A 22,136-nucleotide genomic window follows, 5' to 3' on the forward strand; every position below is an offset into this window, starting at 1 on the left:
TGCTTTTAGTTAGAATATACAAACCTGAAATGCTTCAAGATTTAGAAAACAATTTTTCAGAATTAGAGAGAAAAATTTTGACTCTTCAAAAGAACTATAAAAATCTTACTGAAAATCTAAGAGAGTTAAATATTGAGCATGAAGAGTTGAAGAAGAAGTATGATGAGGAAAGAAGAAAGAATCAGGTATTAGCAGAAGAACAAAAAAATATAAAACTTTATTCAGCAATATCAGGAAATCCTGAACACAATAGATTAATGAAAAACCATATCAACAGATTGGTGAAAGAAATTGATTTCTGTATTGCTCAGCTTCAAAACAGTGGATTATAATGGAGATAAGGAGAATAACCGTCAACATTGCAGGAAGAGTGTATCCGCTGAACGTACCGGCAGCAGAGGAAGAAACTTTGCGTAAAGTAGGGAAGCAGATCGAGAATATGATTAAAGATTTTGAACAGAACTTCGATGTAAGAGATAAACAGGATGCTTTGGCAATGTGTGCCCTTAAACTGGGAACCAATGCAGAAGTAGTTTCTCTTAACTACGAAAAAAATATTAATTCAACCAACGAGAGATTAGCTCAGATTAATCAGTCGTTGAATGAAGTCGGGAAATAGATTTTTTTTCCTGAAAAATTACTACCTACAATAATTCTAACACATTAAAGGTAAACTCAACGCTAAACAATTACCGAACAAATGTCCATCGAATGGCGTGCCGGATTTCCGGATTACAGACAATGGAAATCAGTTCAAATCGTGTTGATTAGGAGTTTACTCTCAATCTCTGGATTATTGTAGGCTTTTTTATTTGGATATGAAGACAATTAAAACTCAATATATATTATGACAACAGCCATTATAGCCGGCGTTATTTGCTTAGTTATTGGGGCAATCATAGGGATGTTTTTCTCTAAAAGCTCATTGAATACTAAGGCAAAATTTATCATAGATGATGCAACAAAAAATGCCGAAAACCTTATAGAAAAAGCTAACGTACAAGCCGAATCCATAAAGAAAGAAAAAAACCTTCAGGCAAAAGAAAAATTCCTGGAACTGAAATCTCAGCATGACGCAGACATTCAGTCCCGTGAAAAGAAAATGCAGGAAGTTGAAAAGAGAACGAAAGACAAGGAGCATAAGCTGAATGATGAACTTAGCAAGACCGGAAAACTTGAAAAAGATTTAGACAAGCAGATTGCAGACTACGCTAAGAAGAACGAGATTCTTGAGAGAAAACAGCAGGAATTAGATACAGCTACCGCTAAAAAAGTAGAAATACTTGAAAAAATATCTAACTATACCGCTGATGAAGCTAAAGCAGAATTGGTAGAAACCATGAGAGCTGAAGCTAAAACAAGGGCACAGGCACACGTTCAGAGCATTATGGAAGAAGCTCAGATGAATGCCAAAAATGAAGCGAGAAAAATCGTTATCCAGACTATTCAGAGAATCGGAACTGAACAGGCTATTGAAAATTCAGTATCTGTTTTCAACATTGAGTCTGATGAAGTAAAAGGTAGAATTATCGGTAGAGAGGGTAGAAATATCCGTGCTTTGGAAGCCGTGACAGGAGTTGAAATCATCGTTGATGATACCCCGGAAGCGATCCTTCTTTCATGTTTTGATCCGGTAAGAAGAGAAATCGCAAGACTATCCCTTCACAGATTGGTTACCGATGGTAGAATTCACCCGGCAAGAATCGAAGAAGTAGTTGAAAAAACCAGAAAGCAAATTGAGGAGGAAATCATTGAAGTAGGTAAGAGAACCATCATTGATTTAGGAATCCACGGATTACACCCTGAGTTAATCAAAATCGTAGGTAGAATGAAATACCGTTCTTCTTACGGACAAAACTTATTACAGCACTCAAGAGAAGTTGCAAACATCGCTGCAACTATGGCTGCTGAATTAGGATTAAACGTAAAATTAGCAAAAAGAGCAGGTCTTTTACACGATATCGGTAAAGTTCCTGAGCAGGAATCAGAATTACCACACGCTTTGTTAGGAATGCAGTGGGCTGAGAAATATGGTGAAAACCCTGAGGTAGTAAACGCTATTGGAGCGCACCATGACGAAATTGAAATGAAATCATTATTATCTCCGATCATTCAGGTTGCCGATGCAATTTCAGGAGCAAGACCGGGAGCAAGAAGACAGGTGTTGGAATCTTATATCCAGAGATTGAAAGACCTTGAATCAGCAGCATTAAGTTTCGATGGAGTATCGAGTGCTTATGCAATCCAGGCGGGTAGAGAACTGAGAGTAATGGTAGAGAGTGGAAAAGTAAATGACGAAGTAGCTTCTCAGCTTTCTTACGATATCTCAGAGAAAATTCAGAATGAACTGACTTATCCGGGACAGGTAAAAGTAACAGTAATCAGAGAAACAAGAGCTGTGAATATAGCCAGATAATAATCAGAAAAAGATATTTGATAAAAACCTTTCAAGAAATTGAAAGGTTTTTTATTTTTATCAAAACTTAAAAATGCAAGAACTGTCCATGTCTTCAAAACTGAAGTATATTTTCTCTATTCCCGTTATTATTTCCGCCTTAGGCTATTTTGTAGATATTTATGACCTCCTTTTATTTGGGATCGTTAGAATACCAAGTTTAAAAGCACTGGGGCTTAATCCGGATGCTGATGGAACCTTTATTCTGAACTGTCAGATGGTGGGACTTCTTATCGGGGGTGTCTTCTGGGGTATTTTCGGAGATAAAAAAGGCAGGCTTTCTGTACTCTTCGGGTCTATTTTAGTATATTCCTTGGCTAATATTGCCTGCGGTTTTCTTCCTTATTTCCCAAAAGAACATTTATTGTACCAATATGCCGGTTTAAGGTTTATTGCGGGTATTGGCCTTGCCGGAGAGCTTGGAGCAGGAATTACGCTGGTTTCTGAAAGCCTGCCGAAGAGTTTGAGGGCAATCGGAACCTCAGTTGTAGCCGGTTTTGGATTAATGGGAGCTGTGGTAGCTCAGCTTACAGTGGAACTGGCCGGGGGATGGAATATCTCTTATATTATTGGTGGGATCATGGGAATTATGTTATTGGTACTGAGAATAAGTGTATCCGAATCCGGAATTTATAAGAATATTGAACATAAAAATGTTTCAAAAGGTAACTTTTTATCCTTTTTTACCAATAAAGACAGATTAACAAGGTATTTAAAATGTATTGCCGTAGGATTGCCTACATGGTATTGCATAGGAATTCTCGCTGTTTTAGCCAATCAGTTTGCTCCTGAATTAGGAATAAAGGAAATTAACCCAGGAAAAGCGATTATGTGGGCTTATGTGGGGATTTCTGTCGGTGATCTATTGAGCGGTTTTATTTCCCATGCTTTAAAATCCCGTAAAATGGCCATTTTTTATATGCTGATTTTTACCCTGATTGGGGTCGTCATCATGTTGTTTGGTAATACCAATACAGAAACAAAATATTATCTGTTTTGTGTATGGCTTGGCTTCGGAACAGGGTATTGGGCTATGTTTGTGACGCTGGCAGCAGAACAGTTCGGGACCAATATCAGAAATACGGCAACAACAACGGTTCCTAATATGGTAAGAGGGTTGGTACCGGTTATGATTTTTGCTTTTGATTCCCTTAAAGAACATTTTCCTGTTGTGGAAAGTGCTGCTATAGTAGGAGTGGTAGTATTTGGACTTGCATTTTATTCTTCACTTACCATTTCTGAAACACATGATAAAGACTTAGAGTTTACAGAATAATTCAAACTGTTTAAATAATAATCCTGTACTATTCCTTATTTTGAATATAATAATCACTTAAAAATCAATAAATTATTAATTTTATACTGATTTTTGTTGCGTGTAATTAATATTTGTTTAACTTTGGAAGGTAACTAAAAACTATATTGTTTAATCAAACTAAATCTCATGAACATTATGAAAAACGCTAAAAAATTAAGAAAGCAAGATCTAAAAAACATCGCAGGAGGAATAAGTGGTAACCCTGATTTATCTCTTTGTGGGTGCAGTTGCTCAGGATCAGTAACAGGACCATGGTATTGCGTACAGTATATCGGTTGTCCACAGGTTTATACTTGTGGTGATGCCGCAATCTAAAAGAAATTATTTCAATACGAAATAAACATTTCCACATTTAATATGCAGAACCCTTTTGATATCAAAAGGGTTCTGCTCATTTTAATGGATAATATAAAGAAGGCTGCCAATACTTATGGTTACCCACAAGAGAATAGCTGTAACTAAAGGTTTTAATCCAATCGACTTCAGGGTTTGAAGAGAAAGAGTAGAACCAATGAAAAACAAGGTCAGATTCAGTCCGGATTTTGCTAGAACAGTTATAGAGGTACTGAAGCGGTCAAGAAACGGGAAGTACGTGTTCAAAAGGATAGCTACAATAAAATAACCGATGAACCACGGAATTTTTATTTTTGAATCTTTACTTTTAAAAATGAACATAGTAATCAATGAAATCGGTATGATCCACAGGGCACGGGCTAATTTTACAGTCGTTGCTATTTTCAATGCCTCATCTCCATATTTACTTGCTGCACCCACAACAGAACTTGTGTCATGAATTCCCACTGCACACCAAAGCCCAAACTGTTCCTGTGAAAGATTAAGCAGATGTCCTATGGCAGGATAAACAAACAATGCAATAGAATTTAATGTAAAAACAATAGCCAATGCAAGTGAAATTTGTTTCGTGCTTGGTTTAATAATAGGAGATACTGCGGCAATTGCACTCCCTCCACAAATGGCTGTTCCTGCAGAAATAAGATATGATAAAGGTCTTTCCAGTTTAAATATTTTTCCAAGAAAATATCCTAATGCCATTACTGTAGCAATACTCACAACGGTTAACATCAGACCTGTTTTTCCGGCATGTAGAGCTTCGTCCAGTTTCATCCCGAATCCCAGACCTACAATTGAAATCTGCAGGAGTAAATGAATATAATGATGAAGATGCTTCTCAAAAGGATTTCCAATAAAAACAGCCAGGGCAAACCCCAAAATAAGGGCTATTGGTGAAGATACAAGCGGGGTAAGACATAGAATTGCCAATACAATAAAAAATACTTTCCGTGTCATTTCATTTTGAATGAAATCTTTCATAATGCGAACTTTTAAAATCTGCATCAAAATTCCGGAATTTAGTATTACAAAGTAAATCGTATTTTGTTATATTGGATAACTAAAAGTTATAATTAAATGTAAAATGTATTTCGGATAATCAACCGCAGCAGTCAATCATTAATACTTTTTACATTAATACTTTGTACATCAAATATCCTATTCTGCAAATCTCAGAAAAAGCTTAATGAGTTCAGATTGCTCTCCTTTAGGCAAAATAAAATGGAAATCTCTTTCAATGCTGAAGTTTTTAATATCAATAACAGTCAGAACGTTATTTTTCAGTTCATTCAGGATGGTACTGATCGATAGAAATGCCATACAATCCGAGTGAAGAAGATAGTTTTTGATACTTTCACTACTTCCCAGCTGCATCACGGTATTCAATTCATGGATATTGATTTCTCTTTCTTTAAGTCTGTTTTGTATAAACTCAAGAGTTCCGGAACCCTGCTCTCTGAAGATGAGATCCAGATGATAGAGGTCTTTTAGATTTAACGTTTTATGAGCCAGCGGGTGATCTGATTTTGCTGCTAAAACAATTTCATCAGGTTTAAAAGTCTTATATTCAAAATAAGAAGACTGGGATTCTCCTTCAATAATTCCCAAATCAATCTTTTCTTCCTTTAACAGAACAGAAATAGTCTCTGTATTTCCCGTGAGAAGCTCAATCTTAATATCTTTATAATAGGTATTGAATTTCGCTAAAATTTCAGGTAAAATATACTGCGCAACGGTTGTACTGGCTCCGATAATCAGTTTTCCTTTATGCTGCTGATTGATCTGGCTGATCTCAAATTCCATGTCGCGGTAGATATTTCTAATCTTTTCTGCATGTTCATACAGAATCTTTCCACTTTGAGTAAGTTGGATAGAAGTTCCTTTACGATCAAACAGCTTGGCGCCTATCTGAGTTTCAATTTCTTTAATGTGTTTAGTAACAGCGGGTTGTGAAATGTGAAGTTCTTCCGAAGCTTTAGTAAAACTTAATCGGGAAGCCACCGTATGGAAAACTTTTAATCTGTAATCGAACATGGGGTAAAATTACGAATTATAGTTGGAAACGGCGAAGGAGGAGTTGGTGAGTTTGTATTTCGGGATGCGGGTTTCGGGATTCGAGAGGTTAAAGTAGTAGGTTAGGCAGCCAGTAACTATCAACAAAAACAACTAGAAACAAGCAACTAGAAACAAAAAGCAACTCAAAACAACTTATAAAAAATCCGAAACAGACTTATCCTGCTGATTTTCAAATCTTTTGTTTTTCGCTTCTCCGATTTTCTGTTGGGTATAAATACTGTTGTGCCCTGAAAGAAGATAAGATACAACGCAGGCAATTGCCACGTAGACACCACTTTCTGCCCCAAATAATTCAATTCCCATCAGCATACAGGCTAAAGGAGTATTGGTTGCTCCGGCAAATACTGCCACAAATCCCATGCCTGCCAATAATCCGAACGGCAAAGGAATAAATAGTGACAAAGCACTGCCTAAAGTAGCTCCGATGAAGAACAAAGGAGTAACTTCACCACCTTTAAATCCTGCTGAAAGTGTTACAATGGTAAAAATCATTTTTAATGCAAAATCATACAAAGGAAGCTGTTTCTCAAAAGATTCTACAATTACAGGAACTCCTAATCCGATATATCGGGTAGTACCCATCGCAAAAACAGCCAGGGCGATAATAATTCCGCCTGCTACAGGACGAAGGGGAGGATATTTAATTTTTGATTTGAAAACAGATCCTGCCCAATGAATAATCTTACTGAAAGCGGCAGCACAGATTCCGAAGGCTATTCCTGCCAGAATACTGTAGAGAATTGGTAAAAGCTCAAGTTTCGGGATGAAATCAATATGATAATGAGTATGTTTTACATTCCAGAGATTGGTAGCCCAATCTGCCAAAATTGCAGAAGCGAATGCTGGAAAAATGGCATTATAACGAATTCTTCCGATCAGAAAAACCTCAAGACCAAACACTGCACCCGCCAGTGGAGTCCCGAAAACAGAACCAAATCCGGCAGCAATGGCAGAAATAATCAATATTTTTCTTTCATTTCTGTCAAGTTTAAAGGGTTTGGTAAGTTGATCAGCAATAGCGCCTGCCATTTGAAGAGCTGTTCCTTCACGGCCTGCAGACCCTCCGAAGAAATGGGTTGCCATCGTTCCGAGATACACAAAAGGTGCCATTTTAAAGGGAATAATTCCTTTAGGTTCATGAATGGTATCAATCAGCAGGTTATTTCCGGCCTCAACATCTTTTCCAAAGTAATAATAGAGAAGTCCTATCAGAAATCCAGCTACAGGAAGCAAAGCAATCAGCCAAAGATGACTTTCTCTGAAATTCGTTGCCCATTCTAAAGATTGCAGAAATCCAGCAGAAGCTGTTCCTACTAAAGCTCCAATAATTATACTAATGCAAAGCCACTTTAAAATATAAGGCAGAGCCGGAAATTTTCTGAAGAAAAAATGAGTATGAAAAACAGCTTTTTTACCTAATGTTCTTTGGTTTTTTGACATAATAATCCTGATTAGTTATTTGTTAATAATCTTTTAATCAGGCGTCATCAGCTTTTGTAAAGCGGTTGGGTAAGGAAGAACACCATTTCCTTTGATAGTGCAAATATAAAAAGAATTTGTTTTTCAAAAAAATAAATACAAATCTTATATTGAATTTTAGATTGTTTTGTGCTATTTGTGAAAATATTTGTGGCTTTTGTGTTCAAATTTCATTCTTTATAATGAACAGCTTTATTAATCTCAAGCGGATTGTTGTATTTTCTTATGACTTCCTGCATGCTTTTAGTTTGAGTATTCAGCTCATCCACATTCCGGATTTCTTTTCCATTGATATTAATTTTAAGATCGTTATTAGATTTACTGAAATTGTTTCGTTCAAAAGCAAAAGGATCGTAGTAAAATTCCATGATCAGTTTATACTTCTGCTTTTCATTAATGGGAACAGCTTTATTCCCAAAATTAGATTCAAGAAAGTCATTTGTTGGATAGATTTGTGTGAGTTCCTGACTTTTGATAAGGTGATAAATGAAATTATTCTTTGTATCAGACAGCTCAAAGATTAAACCAGGTAATCCGCGGAGTTTAAACGGACCTTCATTAAAGGGAATATCTTTACAGAACCAGGCAGCCCAATCTCTTCCTCCGAATCGGGTAGTGGCTTTTTGTAATGTATAATTTTCTACTTTTTTGGTTTCATTAGAAATAATCCAGTTTATTTTATCAGTGGTTTTAAAGGAATAATATCCATTTTTAATATTGATGAAATTTTCATTATCAAAAGAGTTGACTTTTCTTTTTACTACTTGCCCGGACATATCGGTATGACTGGTATTCATTCCGAATTTTTTGTTTAAAGAATCTGTTGTTATTAGATTTCTACCATAGAATTTTACCTCTTTTGGGGTAATGTCCAATATCATATTCAATTTTTCATAAGTGGTCTCTGTAGAATCCATCTTATATTGCAGTTCATAAATAAACCGATGGGTCTGAGCCTGACACAAAGCCATAACAAGCAAAGCTATTAAGGTGAAAATACTTCTCATAAGGTGATTGGTCGTTTTTTGTTACTGGTTGCTCAAAACTTTAAACCTCGTAATCCAGCATCTCGAAACCCGCACTTACAAAAACGGTTTCATCTCATCCTCAATCTGTGTTCTTAATTCCATCAGGCGTTTTGCATATATTTCCTGCTGTTTTTCTTCCTCAGTTTCCGGTGTCCACTTGGGTACGGGCAGCTTTTTACCGTTTTCATCTACGGCAACAAAAACAATAATACAATGGGTCTTTTTCTCAAAATTCGGTTGTTTCAGGTTTCTTGAAAAGACATTGATGGCGATATGCATACTCGAAGTTCCGGTGTAGATCACCTGAGCGTCTACTTTTACCACTTCACCAATTTTGATAGGATCATAAAAACGGATTCCCCCTACATATACTGTCACGGAATAATTACCACTCCAGGTTGTTGCACATGCATAACCGGCCTGGTCAATCCATTTCATAACACTTCCTCCATGTACATTTCCTCCGTAATTAACATCTGAAGGCTCCGAAATAAACTGAAAAGTAATAGGCTTGTTCTGCATCTTTATAAAATTTGAATAAAGTTATTTAATAATTTCCAAAGTTTTAGATTAAATCCTACTTTTGAAAGACGAAACTTTCAATGAAAGAGAATTTTAACAAATAACAGATTTAGAAACCGTAATGAAGAAAGTATTTTATCTCAACACATGTGATACCTGCAGAAAAATTTTAGCCCAATTTGACCTTACAGACTGGGATCTTCGCGAAATCAAAAAAGAGCCAATCACTAAAGAAGAGCTGGCTGAAATGCATAAAAAAACAAAATCATACGAAGCGTTATTCAGTAAAAAATCTACTCAGATCAAATTAAGAGGTCTGGATGTAAAATCACTGACTGAAAAAGATTTTAAAGAATTACTGCTGGATCATTATACCTTTTTGAAAAGACCTGTTTTTATTACAGACAAAGAAATCTTTGTAGGAAATGATAAAAAAAACGTTGAAGAATTACAGAAGTTCTTTGGCGTAACTGAATAAATAAAACTTTAAATAGTTGATCTGTCCGGTTTAATAATGAATTAGTTATTGAGCCGGATATTTTTTTAAGTTGTAAGTGTTTGATTTGTAGCGTTGTTTTTGCTATTTATGTTTATATTTATAATCACCAAAATTTACAATATGAAAACAAACTTTTCAAAAACAAAGAAACTGAACAGATCAGCTTTAAAGGAAATTAATGGTGGAGGTAAAACCCTTCCGGTTAACTGTAATACATTATGTGGGCCTGCAGGAGGAGTGATTTCCAATACTCCCGGAGTAGGTGATGTCTGCTCTCCTGATAGAAAAATCTGCTGTATCTGTCTTTAAACAAAAAAGAGGCTGTGAGCAAATCACAGCCTCTTCTCTTTTTAATATTTTTGTCCAATTATACAAAAGGAGCTTTTACCACTTTTGCAGGAATGTTCTTATTTCTTACCTGAATAAAGATCTCAGAACCTAATTTGAAATGAGGCTTGTCTACATACGCAAGACCTAAACCAATTTTCTTCATTGGAGACTGCGTTCCTGAAGTTACTTTTCCGATTACATTTCCTTCAGCATCTACTACAGGATAATCATGTCTTGGAACTCCTTTGTCTGTAAGCTCAAAACCAACTAATTTTCTTGTAATTCCTTCTTCTTTCTGTTTTGCGAAAGTATCTTTAGAAACAAAATCTTTATCAAACTTAGTGATCCATCCTAAACCAGCTTCAATTGGAGAAGTAGTATCATCAATGTCATTTCCGTATAGGCAGAATCCTTTTTCTAGTCTTAAAGTATCTCTGGAAGCTAATCCACAAGGAATAATTCCTTCTTCTTTACCGGCTTCCATTACTGCATCCCAAAGTTTTTCTGCACTTTCGTTATTGAAATAAATCTCAAAACCTCCACTTCCTGTGTATCCTGTGTTTGAAATAATCACATTATTTTCTCCAGCAACACTTCCTACAGTGAAGTGGTAATAAGGGATTTCTGAAAGATTTACCTCTGTAAGCTTTTGAAGGATTTCAGTCGCTTTAGGCCCCTGAACTGCCAATAATGACATCTCATCAGATGCATTGGTCATTTTAGCCCCGAAAGTATTGTATTTTGAAATATGATTCCAGTCTTTGTCAATATTAGATGCATTTACAACCACGAAATATTTGTCATCTTCCATTTTGTAAACGATAAGGTCATCTACAATCCCGCCGTTTTCGTTTGGAAGGCAAGAATACTGAGCTTTTCCATTTTCCAGAGCATCTACATTATTAGTCGTTACAAACTGTAAAAGGTCTTTTGAACCCGGCCCTTCGATGAAAAACTGTCCCATGTGGGAAACATCAAATAATCCCGCTTTTTCTCTTACTGCAAAATGTTCTTCTGTAACCCCTGAATATTGAACAGGCATTTCAAAACCTGCGAAAGGTACGATCTTAGCTCCCAAAGAAACATGTTTGTCGTACAAGGCTGTTTTCTTCATATTTAATTTTTATTTCTTTATTTTAAAACTGTTAAAAGTCTCATTAAATTGGGTCATGTAGTTTCCGTTCCAGAATTTCTGGCCACAGTTGATGGAAACTAAATATAAGTTTTTGTCTTTTTGAAAAACTTTAGTTATCCAGAACAGCTTCTCCTTATCATCAAAGTGTTCATACAGATATTCTGTATATCCTTTTTGGCTTTTTTTATCTTTTACTTTATTCTCTTGATCTTGTGATTGATAAAGTGCCAGGATGAATTTTTTTACTTCTTCTTTCGGAAGTGCCAAATCATGATATTCTGAAATTGTAATGGCCCCTATCTGGCTCGTAGGAAAAATATTGATGATCTCACTGTCATTTGTAGATTTCCAGCCGTCAGGAATATTAATAGAGTAGTTAGGGCTTTCGTATACTTTTGCTTTTTGGGCAAAAAACAGACTTCCCGTTACAATTGCAGAAAAAAACAATATTTTTTTCATCATTAAAAATGGTGTTTATATTCTTCAAGGATGATTTTGAACCATTCTGTAAAGTTTTCAGGATGTTCAGAAATTTCTTTATCCAGATTTTCCGGCGAGATGAATCGTACTTCTTCCACTTCATCTTTATTCAAATTGAAATCAGATTCATGCTTTCCCACAAATACATGATCCAGCTCGTGTTCCCAAAGGCCACCACCTACATCTGCTTTATAAATAAAATTGAATTTTTCCGAAAGTTCTGCCTCAATTCCGAGTTCTTCCTTTAGTCTGCGTATTGCTCCTTCCTTATAAGTTTCCCCATCTCTTGGGTGTGAACATACGGCATTGGTCCATTGATTGGGAGAATGGTATTTTCCTGAAGCCCTTTTCTGAAGAAGCATTTCTCCTTTACTGTTGAACAGAAATACAGAAAAAGCACGGTGTAACAGGCCATTGATGTGAGCCTGCTGTTTTTCCATCAGTCCTAAAACTTCATCTTCAGGATTTACTAAAACGACAAATTCTTCCATTCCTACAAATGTAAGAGTAATAAATGTATTTTGGAAATTTTTAGATAAACATCATGCTTTTTGTAAAAATGTTCAGAAGGCAGAGAATACTTTCAGGTAAATCTCTTTTTCCCTTTTTTATCTGCTCTTATATATTTACTCATAAAAAGGAATTTCAAAACGAAAAATTTTAACTATTTGCAATGAAATGGTTGATAAAATATTGATATTATTCTTTAAATAATAGTTTTTATAGTATATTTTTAACATAAACTAAGATTAACGTGCCTGATAGTTGTAAAAACGCTAACTTTGTTACTTAATATTTAGTAATGGAATTAGAATACATTGAACACATTAGTCCTATTCTAAAGGATGGCGTAAAAAATTACTTAATAGATATCGACGGAACCATTACAGATGACGTTCCAAACGAAGAACCGGAGAGAATGGTTACCTGCGAACCTTATCCTGATGCATTGGAAACTGTCAACAGATGGTATGATGAAGGGCATCAGATCTGCTTTTTTACTTCAAGAACCGAAAATCTGAAACAAATCACCATAGACTGGCTGGATAAACATGGTTTCAAATACCACAGCGTACTTTGCGGAAAACCAAGAGGAGGAAATTATCACTGGATAGACAATCACCTGGTAAGAGCTACAAGATACAAAGGAAGATTTACGGATTTGGTTGAAAAGCAAGTGACCATTGAAGTATTCAAAGAAGACGGCGAATAAAAATATAATTCAAAGATTTAAAGATTAAATGTGAACCCGGTTCCTTTAATTTTTAAATCTTTCATTTTTTAATATACTCGATATTTTATGAAAGTTTTAGCAAACGACGGCCTGGATCAATCTGGAATAGATGCATTGACAGAAAAAGGCTTTGAGGTGATTACTACAAAAGTTCCACAGGAGTTTTTGGTAGATTATATTAACGAGCACAAAATCCGCACATTATTGGTGAGGAGTGCTACACAGGTAAGAAAAGATATTATTGACGGATGCCCATCTATTGACATTATTGGCAGAGGTGGAGTAGGTATGGATAATATTGATGTAGATTATGCAAGAGAAAAAGGGATTCATGTGATCAATACGCCTTCAGCTTCTTCAGAATCGGTGGCTGAACTTGTTTTTGCCCATTTATTTTCCGGAGCAAGATTTCTTCAGGATTCTAACAGGAAAATGCCTTTGGTAGGCGATACTGAATTTTCAGGGCTTAAAAAAGCATATGCTGCCGGTATTGAACTGAGAGGAAAGACAATTGGTATTGTTGGGATGGGAAGAATCGGGCAGGAAGTAGCAAGAATCGCTTTAGGACTTGGGATGAGAGTGGTTGCTGCTGATAATAATGTAGGAAAAGCCAGTATCAAAGTAAAATTTTATAACAACCAGTTTATCAATGTTGATATAGAAACAGAGCCATTGCAGGAAGTTTTAAAGCATTCAGACTTTATTACACTGCATGTTCCGGCTCAGAAAGACGGTTATATGATTGGCAAGAATGAATTTGAAATAATGAAAGACGGAGTGGCTGTTGTGAACTGTTCCAGAGGAGGAGTTATTGATGAAGCTGCTTTAATTGAGGCTTTGGATTCCGGAAAAGTAAGATTTGCCGGATTGGATGTTTTCATTAACGAACCAACTCCATCTAAGGAAATTCTTAATCACTCTAAAATCTCTCTTACCCCTCACACGGGAGCTTCTACTCTTGAAGCACAAGACAGAATTGGGCTTTCACTGGCTGAGCAGATTTCAAGTATTTTACAGATTCAATAATTGAATGATATTATACAACAAAAGCACCTCAAGTTGAGGTGCTTTTTTATTTTGAATGATTGTTATCAGATTAGATATTTTTGCTTTTCAATAAATCTCTGATCTCTGCCAGTAATTTTTGATCGTCTGTAGGTCCTGCAGGAGCCGGAACTTCTTTTTTGTTGACTCTATTGGCGAATTTAATGATCCAGAAAAGAACCATAGCAATACAAAGGAAACTGATTACGGCTGAAATAAAATTCCCATAAGCAACACCATTCCAAGAAAGTTTTGCAATGTTTTCTGCACCGGCTGCTTTCAATGCCGGATTCAGTATCAGAGGAGTGATTACATCTTCCACTAAAGACGAAACAATTTTACCAAATGCTGCACCAATGATCACACCGACAGCAAGATCGAGAACGTTCCCCTTAAAGGCAAATTCTTTAAATTCTTTTACAAATCCCATAATTTATATTTTTTTTTAATTAGTATATACACAAAAATATAATTTAAAAATGTAAAAAACACTACTTTTTATAGTTTTTTATTCCCAAAACATTGAATTTTATGATGAATTCATAGAATTGAGTTTGATGAATATTTTAGCTTTATACGGATACTTTATTTCATTCATTAGGTCTCCTTATTTTTATTATTGAGGTGATATCATAATGAAAAATCTTTTGTAATTTGCTTAAAAGTTTGTTTGTTTCACCTATGAAGATTTTCACCGCAGAACAGATTCGCAGCTGGGATCAGTTTACCATTTCCCATGAGCAGGTTTCATCCATCCAATTGATGGAAAGAGCTTCAATGGCTGCAGCCCATTGGATTTCGGAGCATTGTAAAAATCATAAAAAACTGGCCGTATTTTGTGGCAACGGAAATAATGGAGGAGATGGATTGGCGGTGGCAAGAATACTGTATTTGAAAGGCTTTGATGTTGATGTATTTGTAGGTGATTCTAAACGGAAATTTTCAGAAGATGCTTCGGTTAATCTGAAAAGGCTCCGCGATTTGTCAGGAATTTCAGTGAGGAAATTTGATCATAGTGAACACTATAATTTTGATGATAAAACAATCATTATTGATGCCCTTTTCGGAACAGGTTTATCCAGACCGCTGGAAGGTGGGTACAAAGTACTTGTTGAGCAGCTGAACTCCAAAAAGAATATTAAGATATCCATTGATATTCCTTCGGGGCTGTCTGCTGATGAGGTTTTTGATAATAATCCCGTTATTCTGAAGTCTGATTATACACTGACTTTTCAGTGCTGGAAAAGAACATTCCTTCATCCCGAAACCGGAAAATATACCGGAAAAGTAGAAGTGCTTGATATTGATTTAAGTGAAGCCTATGCTGATACGAATACTGCAGAATATTTTGTCATTGATGATCAGCTGATAGAATATATATTCAAACCCAGGCAGGAATTTTCCCATAAAGGAACTTATGGTAAGGCTGCAATCATAGGAGGAAGTTATGGTAAAATAGGAGCTGCTGTTCTGGCGACACAATCCGCATTAAGGACCGGAGCTGGTCTTACGTTCACTCTGGCACCGGAATGTGGATATGAGATACTGCAGACTACATGTCCCGAAGCTATGTTTATAGCAGGAGGGAAGCACTTTGTGACAAACTTTGAGGTAGACAAAGACTTTACCTATGGCATAGGCCCCGGACTGGGAACTCATTCAGATACTGAAAAAAGTTTTTTAAGCTTTCTGAAAAACTATACCAACCCATTGATTCTGGATGCCGATGCATTGAATATTATTTCTAAAAAATCAGGAAATATAAAATTAATCCCCAAAAAATCAATCATTACTCCTCATCCGAAAGAGTTTGAAAGGCTTTTCGGAAGTACAGAGAATTCTTTTAAAAGACTAGAACTGGCCAGAGAAAAAGCAAAAGAACATGGCATTTATATCGTATTGAAAGATCATCATACACAGGTTGTTACTCCGGAAGGAAAGGTGTTTTACAATATAACCGGAAATGCAGGTCTTGCGAAAGGAGGCAGTGGAGATATCCTTACCGGAATTCTGACCTCACTTTTGGCACAGGGATATTCCGAAGAAGAAACCTGTATTTTAGGAGTGTGGCTTCATGGGAGATCGGCTGATCTTGCTTCAGAGAGGTATTCAAAAGAATCTATGCTTCCCACGGATGTTATTGGTGAATTTGGAAGTGTTTTTGAAGAGTTGAACAGAAAAGCAACGAGAAGTTTGTAATAGAGAAAATGAGCTGAGTGGCTTTTTGAAATAGACTTAAAAATAAAAAGGCAAATCTGTACTAACACAAATTTGCCTTTTTTATCTTAAAACCGGACTTGTTCAAGTTCCAGTGTTTGCTTACGCTTTCTCAATGTATTCAGGTTTTTCATTTTCTTCCGGAGTGATCTTAAATTTCTTAGAAACGATCATGATAACAACTCCTGCGATCATAAACGGAATAGAAAGTACCTGACCTGTATTAAGACCTCCAATCTGGATGAATTCGTCACCTTGCGGTTCTTTAAGGAACTCAACAAAGAATCTGATGGCCCAAAGAATAATAAAGAATAAACCAAATAACCATCCCTGCTGATATTTTTTATCTGTTTTTCTGTAAAGAATCCATAATAAAATGAAAAGAAGAACATACCCTACAGCTTCAAATAGCTGGCTCGGATAACGAGGTACGGTAAGACCATATTCGCTGCTTTGCTGTGGGAAAAGCAATGCAAAAGGAGAGTTGGGATCAGCAGGTTTACCAACGATTTCAGAATTGAAAAAGTTCCCCATTCTTACAAATGCTCCTCCTAAAGCAACTACAATACCCAATCTGTCATATACCCAGAATGGATTTTTCTTTATGATTTTAAATGAATAATAAAGTGTCGTAAAAATCAAAGCGATAGTAGCGCCATGACTTGCCAGTCCTGAAAATCCTGTGAATTTAAGACCATTTTTTGTGCTTATAGGTAAAAATACACTCCAGAAATCTTCTTTGAATAATTCCGGCTGATAAAAAATAACATGTCCTAATCTTGCCCCAAGGATTGTTCCAATCAAAGTCCATGTGAAAAGAGGCTCCAGGTATCTTTGGTTAATATTGTCAATCTTAAAGATTCTGGTCATTAAAACATATCCGAAACCAAAGGCAAATACAAACATCAAACTATAAAAGTGAAGGGTAAATGATCCTATATGAATTCCTTTCGATGGATCCCATATTTTAAACGGAGTTTCAAGTTCTACTTTATCAGAATCTGTGATAGGTTTTGCAGTTTTTATCGCATATTTAAACGTTGTAACATTTTCCTGGTTAGCAGCGGTATTGATCAGCTTAAAGTTTTTATCAAAAAACTGATAGTGGGAATCTTTGAATCTTGCCAATGCTGAAGCTGCATAATTATAATAAGAAGGCTCAAGGCTGGATCCATTAAGAATAACCACAACATTATTATTAATGGCTCTGTCCGGAAAAGCAGTCAGGTCTCCCATTTCTGTGGTAGAATAGATTTTTACCGGAACGTTGCTTCCGTTGATATCTAAAGTTCCGTCAGATAAACCTCCAGGGTATTCCTGTGCAAAAAGAAGCTGCGTTGTGAACGCAAACAGCACAAGATAAATTCTGAAAAAAATAGTATTCATTTTCTATTGATTTAATAGTTTGATTATTGACATTTATGTTTGGGTGGAACGGGATCATAACCGCTGCCTCCCCACGGGTGGCATCTTAAAATTCTTTTAAATCCCAGCCAGAAACCTTTAAAGATCCCATGAACCCGAAGAGACTCAATCATATAATGAGAACAGGTAGGTTCGTAACGGCAGTTTTTGGGAAGTAAGGGCGAGATGAACCATTGGTAAAATTTTATCAAAATTACCAGCGGAAATGTAATGATTTTATTGAATGTAAGTTTCAAAACAATGCAAAAATAGGGTAAAAAAATGAAAATTAGTTTAATTTTGTTATAAGTTTCGGTGATCAAAAATCCGAAACATTGATCTTAAAAAAATAGAATTACTTTGAATCAAAATATTCCATTAGCTGAAAAATTAAGACCCAAAACCCTGAACGATGTATTGGGGCAGGAACACCTTACCGGCGATAAAGGAACGATCAGAAAAATGATTGAAAATAACACGCTGAATTCGCTGATTCTTTGGGGACCGCCAGGAACAGGGAAGACAACGCTGGCTGAAATTATCTCGGAGCAGTCAGGAAGGAAGTTCTATAAACTTTCTGCAGTTTCTTCAGGTGTGAAAGATGTTCGTGATGTGATTGAGGATGCCAAAAAACAGAATCTGTTTTCAGGGAAATCACCCATCTTATTTATTGATGAGATTCACCGTTTCAATAAATCCCAACAGGATTCGCTGCTGCATGCAGTAGAAAAAGGCTGGATTGTTCTGATAGGAGCGACTACGGAAAATCCAAGCTTTGAAGTAGTTTCAGCATTGCTTTCAAGAAGCCAGGTCTATATTTTAAAAGCTTTGAGTTATGAAAAACTTGAAGAATTGATTGATATTGCTTCCGAAAGATATAATAAAGATGAGGGGACTGATTTTAAAATCCTTGAAAAAGAAGCTTTTATTCAGTACTCGGGTGGTGATGCCAGAAAATTAATCAATTCTGTAGAGCTGGTTTTGAATCAATATAAAAATTCAGGTACAACAGAAATTATTAATACTGATGTTCTTGAAGTCCTTCAGGAAACAATGGCGCTGTATGATAAAAACGGAGAGCAGCATTATGATATTATTTCAGCCTTTATCAAATCTATGCGTGGCGGTGATCCTAACGGAGCTGTTTACTGGCTGGCAAGGATGATTGCCGGAGGTGAAGATATTAAGTTTATTGCCCGTAGAATGCTTATTCTGGCTGCTGAAGATGTAGGATTGGCTAATCCTAATGCACTGGTGGTAGCCAACAATTGTTTTCAGGCGATCAATGTAATTGGTAATCCTGAAGCAAGGATTATATTAAGTGAAACAGCGGTATATCTTGCGGTTTCTCCCAAAAGTAATTCTGCTTATATGGCTATTAATGAAGCGCTGGCTTTGGTGAAACAGACCGGAAATCTGCCGGTACCGCTTCATTTGAGAAATGCTCCTACAAAACTGATGAAAGATCTGGACTACGGAAAAGAATATAAATATGCCCATTCCTATGAAGGAAATTTTGTAGAACAGGACTTTCTCCCTGAGGAAATCAGGAATGTAAAATTATATGAGCCCGGTAATAATTCTACGGAAAAGAAGATTTATGAGGAGCTTAAGAAAAAGTGGAACAATAAATATTAAAATAAAAAGGATGCTGAAAACGGCATCCTTTATTATTCAATTTATTCGGTAGTATAGATAAACAATGTTTTCTTACCGTTGTGATCTTTTGTTTCTGCTCTTTTCTTGATCTCAGGATAGATCATTGTGCTTGTATCTGTAAATTCATAGCCTTCAATAAATACCGGATTGTCTGCCGGGATATTATATTGTGCGTTGAGGTTAGATAATGACATTCTGTCAAATATATTTTCTCCGTTTTTGAATTTGTATTCAGTCACCCCTTTTGTAAAAACAGAACTGTATTTTTTTAAACTTTGGGGAAGACTTGCCTGGGTATTGTATACTTTAGAAACCTGCAATACGTTCTTTTTCGCATTGAACAATTCAACGGTTCCGATAGCGTTGTCAGCAACTGCAAACTTCACGGCAGGATTTTTTTGCTGTGCAAATAAAGTAGCAGAAGAGAGTATTAAAAAAGAGTAGAGTAATTTTTTCATAATCAGAATATGTAACTGTTAAAAACGTGATAAATATAGTTATTTTTTATAAAATGTGAATGAAATCTTAGATTGTTTTACATTTTATTTATAATAAAAACTTTTATCTTGAGTATCAGTCTGTGGTTTCCTCACTTTTATCTTTTTTATCAACCATGTTTCTGATGATATTTTTCAGGCGCTGAAAGGCGAAAGAACTTAATAATAAGATAATTCCGAGTGCAATAAAGGCACTGATTCTTGAAATGTTATCCATTTGCCATACATCATAACCATAGAGTTTTAAAACCATAAGTCCTATCAATGCAAAACCAACTTTGTTGTATTCCTGAATATCCTTTTTCAAGCCCATATAAATAAAAATGCTGGCAAGAAGAGTCCATACAATAGGAAGATAAAGAATATTGAAGTGTGCGCTTGCTTCATAAGAATGAGGAATATCACTGGAAACCATTAAAACATAGGAATGATGAAGCTCAAAGCTAACGGATATGATAAGTGCTAAAGACAGAATCCAGTAAGAAATCCAGGTTTTATGAAATTCAGATGACGGAATAATCCGGGAACATACATATATAAAAGGAATCCACTGAAGCAGGTGCAGTAAATAGAAACTCAAATGGAGCTTTTTTGTTAAAACAGCAGTGACAACCGGTAGTGTAGAAGCTGATGTATTAAAGATTATCAGAAAGAAAAACAGATAAATCATAACGGTCTGAACATCACTTCTGATATTCAGCTGTTTTCTGAAAAGTAATAATATAAATAGATAATAAATACTGAATAGCAATCCTATACTGACAATTGCTGACCAGGGCATCTCGGAAACGTGGTATGTAAGCTCAAAAAGAAGACTTAAATAAATAACTCCATAGCTCAACACCGTAATGAGGTCTTCAAAAAAGGTGTTGACTTTCTCCTGTGGCTCTTTTCCTGTATTCCTTAATAAATATAAATTGATCATTATTGAAATGATGGTAAACGAGCTTGTAATAAATGGAGGATTGAATATAATATTAAAATTTGTTGTCCCAAGATACTCTGTCCAGGTTACAATCTGAGCGATCATGACCAATGGGAAAAGAATGTAAAAGAAAATCTTGAAAATTTTATGACCTGTTTTTTTCCAGATGAAAAGCAGCAGGGTGGTTTCTATTGCCCAGATACTGGTGATAAGATGGGTTTTAAACTGAATCGCTATAGCAATGGTGATAAGGCTGGTAACGAGTCCTGCAAATACAGAATAAGCAATTCCGAAGTTTTTCCGCCCATATTCTCTAAAGAACAGAATAGCATTAACTGCTGCGAAAATAAGTGGGAAAATAATCGGAGGTTCATACGCTAAAGTATCAAAAACGTAGAGTAGTCCCAGCACACTCGAAAAATTAGCAAAAGCAAGTATTAAAATATCAGATGTTGAAAGTATACTCTTCCTAATGTAATCATGCAGGGCAAAAAGGTAGAAAATCACATAACTGATCATGTAAAAAGTAATGCTTAAAAGCTCCGGACTCTCGTTCGTCCAATAAAAGAGATAAGCAGTTGTAAAAATATAGGCAGTCCATCCCACGCTTTTCCAGTGTTGAAGAAAAGAGGCTACTAGCATTCCGATATTTAAAAGAATAAGATAAATAAACAGGAAAGGGTAGTTGCTTTGCCCGGTACTGATCATCATGGGAGCACTAAATCCTCCTATTAACGAGAAAATAATTAAGACTTCACTTTTATAATAATAGGATAAGAGAATAGATGCTGCTGTAATGAGTGCAGTGATAAAAAAAGCTATATTCTGTGTAAAAAGATGATATTCCCGGAAAGCAATAGTAGTGGTGAAATATAATACTGCAATTCCGCCTCCGGTTATAATGGAAGCAAATGCTGTATAGTTTCTTCTCAGGAAATGTCCTGTAATGATGATTCCGGCGCCGGTGCAAAAACCAATACCTGCTCGTGCAGTTTCTCCGATCCAGTTTTTATCAATAGCATACTTTACAAAATAACCAATTCCGAGAACGAGAGTAAAAATACCAATGATGGTGAGTGCATTTTGTTTTAAAAAATCAAAAACGGGAGTCAGCCAGTCTTTTTGAACCGGTGTTGGGATTTCTTCATTTTCTCCTCCATTTTTTATTGCTTCAGGAACAGTTTGATGAGATTGTACTTGCTGAGGTACGATAGTTTCTTCTGTTGAAGTTTTTTGATGAATCACTTCAGACTGATCCGGGACCTTATTGATTTTATGATTAAGGTCCGAAATTTCCTTTTCAAGTCTTCTGATTTTAGTATTCAGATTGTTGAAAATGATGAAGATTACTATAAGGATGATGGCCGCAACAAGTTCATTCATTTCATTAGTTTTATCAAATATAAAGAAATGTTTGAGAAGCTAATTAAAAAATTAACCCATCACTTATACTGTGATGGGTTAAATGGTATAGATAACTAAC

At 35.8% G+C, this 22,136-nt stretch carries 23 protein-coding genes and 1 riboswitch; of the genes, 10 read left to right on the forward strand and 13 right to left on the reverse strand.

The features are described from left to right. Positions 1–29 precede the first annotated feature (29 nt). The 4 genes from FW780_RS16930 (at position 30) to FW780_RS16945 (ending at position 3,731) form a co-directional block, all read left to right on the forward strand. Positions 30–332, forward strand: a complete 303-nt coding sequence (locus tag FW780_RS16930; RefSeq protein WP_047423523.1) for a hypothetical protein — start codon at positions 30–32, stop codon at positions 330–332. Next, on the forward strand, positions 332–619 hold the full coding sequence (locus FW780_RS16935; RefSeq protein ID WP_149834849.1) for a cell division protein ZapA: 288 nt from the start codon (positions 332–334) through the stop codon (positions 617–619). Before FW780_RS16930 ends, FW780_RS16935 begins: the two co-directional genes overlap by 1 nt. Before the next feature lie 228 nt (positions 620–847). Continuing rightward, positions 848–2,416 carry a ribonuclease Y gene (gene rny / locus FW780_RS16940; RefSeq protein ID WP_149834850.1) on the forward strand — a complete coding sequence of 523 codons (1,569 nt, stop codon included), beginning with the start codon at positions 848–850 and terminating at the stop codon, positions 2,414–2,416. Between the two features lie 73 nt (positions 2,417–2,489). Then, entirely contained in the window at positions 2,490–3,731 is a 1,242-nt protein-coding gene (locus FW780_RS16945) for an MFS transporter (RefSeq protein WP_149834851.1), read from the forward strand. Positions 3,732–4,169: 438 nt separating this feature from the next. Here FW780_RS16945 and FW780_RS16955 read toward each other — a convergent pair whose 3' ends face one another. From FW780_RS16955 to FW780_RS16975, 5 genes are all read right to left on the reverse strand, one after another. Further along, the gene (locus FW780_RS16955; RefSeq protein ID WP_149834853.1) at positions 4,170–5,105 is read right to left on the reverse strand and encodes a YeiH family protein; all 936 of its coding nucleotides are present in this window, start codon (positions 5,103–5,105) and stop codon (positions 4,170–4,172) included. Between the two features lie 177 nt (positions 5,106–5,282). Next, positions 5,283–6,158, reverse strand: coding sequence for a LysR family transcriptional regulator (locus FW780_RS16960; RefSeq protein WP_149834854.1), 876 nt, complete (start codon positions 6,156–6,158; stop codon positions 5,283–5,285). A 174-nt stretch (positions 6,159–6,332) separates the two neighbouring features. After that, positions 6,333–7,640, reverse strand: coding sequence for a voltage-gated chloride channel family protein (locus tag FW780_RS16965; RefSeq protein WP_174774469.1), 1,308 nt, complete (start codon positions 7,638–7,640; stop codon positions 6,333–6,335). A gap of 31 nt (positions 7,641–7,671) precedes the next feature. Beyond that, positions 7,672–7,739, reverse strand: a riboswitch (Fluoride riboswitch). A 110-nt stretch (positions 7,740–7,849) separates the two neighbouring features. Then, entirely contained in the window at positions 7,850–8,686 is an 837-nt protein-coding gene (locus FW780_RS16970) for a GLPGLI family protein (RefSeq protein WP_149834855.1), read from the reverse strand. 75 nt (positions 8,687–8,761) lie between these two features. Beyond that, on the reverse strand, positions 8,762–9,229 hold the full coding sequence (locus FW780_RS16975) for an acyl-CoA thioesterase (protein ID WP_047423514.1): 468 nt from the start codon (positions 9,227–9,229) through the stop codon (positions 8,762–8,764). Positions 9,230–9,350: 121 nt separating this feature from the next. On the opposite strand from FW780_RS16975, the gene FW780_RS16980 reads away from it, so the two are divergent. Together FW780_RS16980 and FW780_RS16985 are read left to right on the forward strand one after the other, a co-directional pair. Then, positions 9,351–9,707 carry an arsenate reductase family protein gene (locus tag FW780_RS16980; RefSeq protein WP_149834856.1) on the forward strand — a complete coding sequence of 119 codons (357 nt, stop codon included), beginning with the start codon at positions 9,351–9,353 and terminating at the stop codon, positions 9,705–9,707. A 141-nt stretch (positions 9,708–9,848) separates the two neighbouring features. Beyond that, the gene (locus FW780_RS16985; RefSeq protein WP_149834857.1) at positions 9,849–10,037 is read left to right on the forward strand and encodes a hypothetical protein; all 189 of its coding nucleotides are present in this window, start codon (positions 9,849–9,851) and stop codon (positions 10,035–10,037) included. A gap of 58 nt (positions 10,038–10,095) precedes the next feature. On the opposite strand, the gene gcvT is transcribed toward FW780_RS16985, so the two are convergent. Genes gcvT through idi form a run of 3 tightly spaced genes read right to left on the reverse strand, consistent with a single transcriptional unit; the run spans position 10,096 to position 12,164 of the window. Next, positions 10,096–11,172 carry a glycine cleavage system aminomethyltransferase GcvT gene (gcvT, locus tag FW780_RS16990; RefSeq protein ID WP_149834858.1) on the reverse strand — a complete coding sequence of 359 codons (1,077 nt, stop codon included), beginning with the start codon at positions 11,170–11,172 and terminating at the stop codon, positions 10,096–10,098. Positions 11,173–11,181: 9 nt separating this feature from the next. After that, a complete protein-coding gene (locus FW780_RS16995; protein WP_149834859.1) occupies positions 11,182–11,655 on the reverse strand; it encodes a hypothetical protein in 474 nt (157 codons plus the stop codon). Beyond that, positions 11,655–12,164, reverse strand: a complete 510-nt coding sequence (idi, locus tag FW780_RS17000; RefSeq protein ID WP_149834860.1) for an isopentenyl-diphosphate Delta-isomerase — start codon at positions 12,162–12,164, stop codon at positions 11,655–11,657. Before idi ends, FW780_RS16995 begins: the two co-directional genes overlap by 1 nt. Before the next feature lie 311 nt (positions 12,165–12,475). On the opposite strand from idi, the gene FW780_RS17005 reads away from it, so the two are divergent. Together FW780_RS17005 and FW780_RS17010 are read left to right on the forward strand one after the other, a co-directional pair. Beyond that, complete coding sequence (locus FW780_RS17005) at positions 12,476–12,886, forward strand: LNS2 domain-containing protein (protein WP_047376850.1); 411 nt, start codon at positions 12,476–12,478, stop codon at positions 12,884–12,886. Positions 12,887–12,973: 87 nt separating this feature from the next. Next, positions 12,974–13,933, forward strand: a complete 960-nt coding sequence (locus FW780_RS17010) for a D-2-hydroxyacid dehydrogenase (protein WP_149834861.1) — start codon at positions 12,974–12,976, stop codon at positions 13,931–13,933. Between the two features lie 70 nt (positions 13,934–14,003). On the opposite strand, the gene mscL is transcribed toward FW780_RS17010, so the two are convergent. After that, on the reverse strand, positions 14,004–14,381 hold the full coding sequence (gene mscL, locus FW780_RS17015; RefSeq protein WP_149834862.1) for a large conductance mechanosensitive channel protein MscL: 378 nt from the start codon (positions 14,379–14,381) through the stop codon (positions 14,004–14,006). A gap of 251 nt (positions 14,382–14,632) precedes the next feature. Here mscL and FW780_RS17020 point away from each other — a divergent pair, with 251 nt between their 5' ends. Continuing rightward, entirely contained in the window at positions 14,633–16,150 is a 1,518-nt protein-coding gene (locus tag FW780_RS17020; protein WP_149834863.1) for an NAD(P)H-hydrate dehydratase, read from the forward strand. A gap of 120 nt (positions 16,151–16,270) precedes the next feature. Here FW780_RS17020 and lgt read toward each other — a convergent pair whose 3' ends face one another. Continuing rightward, a complete protein-coding gene (gene lgt, locus FW780_RS22660) occupies positions 16,271–17,134 on the reverse strand; it encodes a prolipoprotein diacylglyceryl transferase (protein WP_149835053.1) in 864 nt (287 codons plus the stop codon). 443 nt (positions 17,135–17,577) lie between these two features. Then, positions 17,578–17,829, reverse strand: coding sequence for a membrane protein insertion efficiency factor YidD (gene yidD / locus FW780_RS17030; protein ID WP_047423501.1), 252 nt, complete (start codon positions 17,827–17,829; stop codon positions 17,578–17,580). Between the two features lie 103 nt (positions 17,830–17,932). Between yidD and FW780_RS17035 the strand changes: the two genes are divergently transcribed. Next, positions 17,933–19,210, forward strand: coding sequence for a replication-associated recombination protein A (locus FW780_RS17035; protein WP_149834864.1), 1,278 nt, complete (start codon positions 17,933–17,935; stop codon positions 19,208–19,210). Positions 19,211–19,251: 41 nt separating this feature from the next. Here the strand turns inward: FW780_RS17035 and FW780_RS17040 are convergent, their stop codons facing one another. Together FW780_RS17040 and FW780_RS17045 are read right to left on the reverse strand one after the other, a co-directional pair. Further along, positions 19,252–19,689, reverse strand: a complete 438-nt coding sequence (locus tag FW780_RS17040; protein ID WP_149834865.1) for a hypothetical protein — start codon at positions 19,687–19,689, stop codon at positions 19,252–19,254. Between the two features lie 115 nt (positions 19,690–19,804). Beyond that, positions 19,805–22,036: a DUF2339 domain-containing protein gene (locus FW780_RS17045; RefSeq protein ID WP_149834866.1), complete on the reverse strand. Its 2,232-nt coding sequence runs from the start codon at positions 22,034–22,036 to the stop codon at positions 19,805–19,807. Positions 22,037–22,136 lie beyond the last annotated feature (100 nt).

The organism is Chryseobacterium sediminis, assembly GCF_008386505.1.
GTDB classification, from domain to species: Bacteria; Bacteroidota; Bacteroidia; order Flavobacteriales; family Weeksellaceae; genus Chryseobacterium; species Chryseobacterium sediminis.

Coding starts and splice junctions, on each gene's coding strand:
- FW780_RS16930 (WP_047423523.1), top strand. CDS start 30: ATGCTTCAAGATTTAGAAAACAATTTTTCAGAATTAGAGAGAAAAATT.
- FW780_RS16935 (WP_149834849.1), top strand. CDS start 332: ATGGAGATAAGGAGAATAACCGTCAACATTGCAGGAAGAGTGTATCCG.
- rny (WP_149834850.1), top strand. CDS start 848: ATGACAACAGCCATTATAGCCGGCGTTATTTGCTTAGTTATTGGGGCA.
- FW780_RS16945 (WP_149834851.1), top strand. CDS start 2,490: ATGCAAGAACTGTCCATGTCTTCAAAACTGAAGTATATTTTCTCTATT.
- FW780_RS16955 (WP_149834853.1), bottom strand. CDS start 5,105: ATGAAAGATTTCATTCAAAATGAAATGACACGGAAAGTATTTTTTATT.
- FW780_RS16960 (WP_149834854.1), bottom strand. CDS start 6,158: ATGTTCGATTACAGATTAAAAGTTTTCCATACGGTGGCTTCCCGATTA.
- FW780_RS16965 (WP_174774469.1), bottom strand. CDS start 7,640: ATGTCAAAAAACCAAAGAACATTAGGTAAAAAAGCTGTTTTTCATACT.
- FW780_RS16970 (WP_149834855.1), bottom strand. CDS start 8,686: ATGAGAAGTATTTTCACCTTAATAGCTTTGCTTGTTATGGCTTTGTGT.
- FW780_RS16975 (WP_047423514.1), bottom strand. CDS start 9,229: ATGCAGAACAAGCCTATTACTTTTCAGTTTATTTCGGAGCCTTCAGAT.
- FW780_RS16980 (WP_149834856.1), top strand. CDS start 9,351: ATGAAGAAAGTATTTTATCTCAACACATGTGATACCTGCAGAAAAATT.
- FW780_RS16985 (WP_149834857.1), top strand. CDS start 9,849: ATGAAAACAAACTTTTCAAAAACAAAGAAACTGAACAGATCAGCTTTA.
- gcvT (WP_149834858.1), bottom strand. CDS start 11,172: ATGAAGAAAACAGCCTTGTACGACAAACATGTTTCTTTGGGAGCTAAG.
- FW780_RS16995 (WP_149834859.1), bottom strand. CDS start 11,655: ATGATGAAAAAAATATTGTTTTTTTCTGCAATTGTAACGGGAAGTCTG.
- idi (WP_149834860.1), bottom strand. CDS start 12,164: ATGGAAGAATTTGTCGTTTTAGTAAATCCTGAAGATGAAGTTTTAGGA.
- FW780_RS17005 (WP_047376850.1), top strand. CDS start 12,476: ATGGAATTAGAATACATTGAACACATTAGTCCTATTCTAAAGGATGGC.
- FW780_RS17010 (WP_149834861.1), top strand. CDS start 12,974: ATGAAAGTTTTAGCAAACGACGGCCTGGATCAATCTGGAATAGATGCA.
- mscL (WP_149834862.1), bottom strand. CDS start 14,381: ATGGGATTTGTAAAAGAATTTAAAGAATTTGCCTTTAAGGGGAACGTT.
- FW780_RS17020 (WP_149834863.1), top strand. CDS start 14,633: ATGAAGATTTTCACCGCAGAACAGATTCGCAGCTGGGATCAGTTTACC.
- FW780_RS17040 (WP_149834865.1), bottom strand. CDS start 19,689: ATGAAAAAATTACTCTACTCTTTTTTAATACTCTCTTCTGCTACTTTA.
- FW780_RS17045 (WP_149834866.1), bottom strand. CDS start 22,036: ATGAATGAACTTGTTGCGGCCATCATCCTTATAGTAATCTTCATCATT.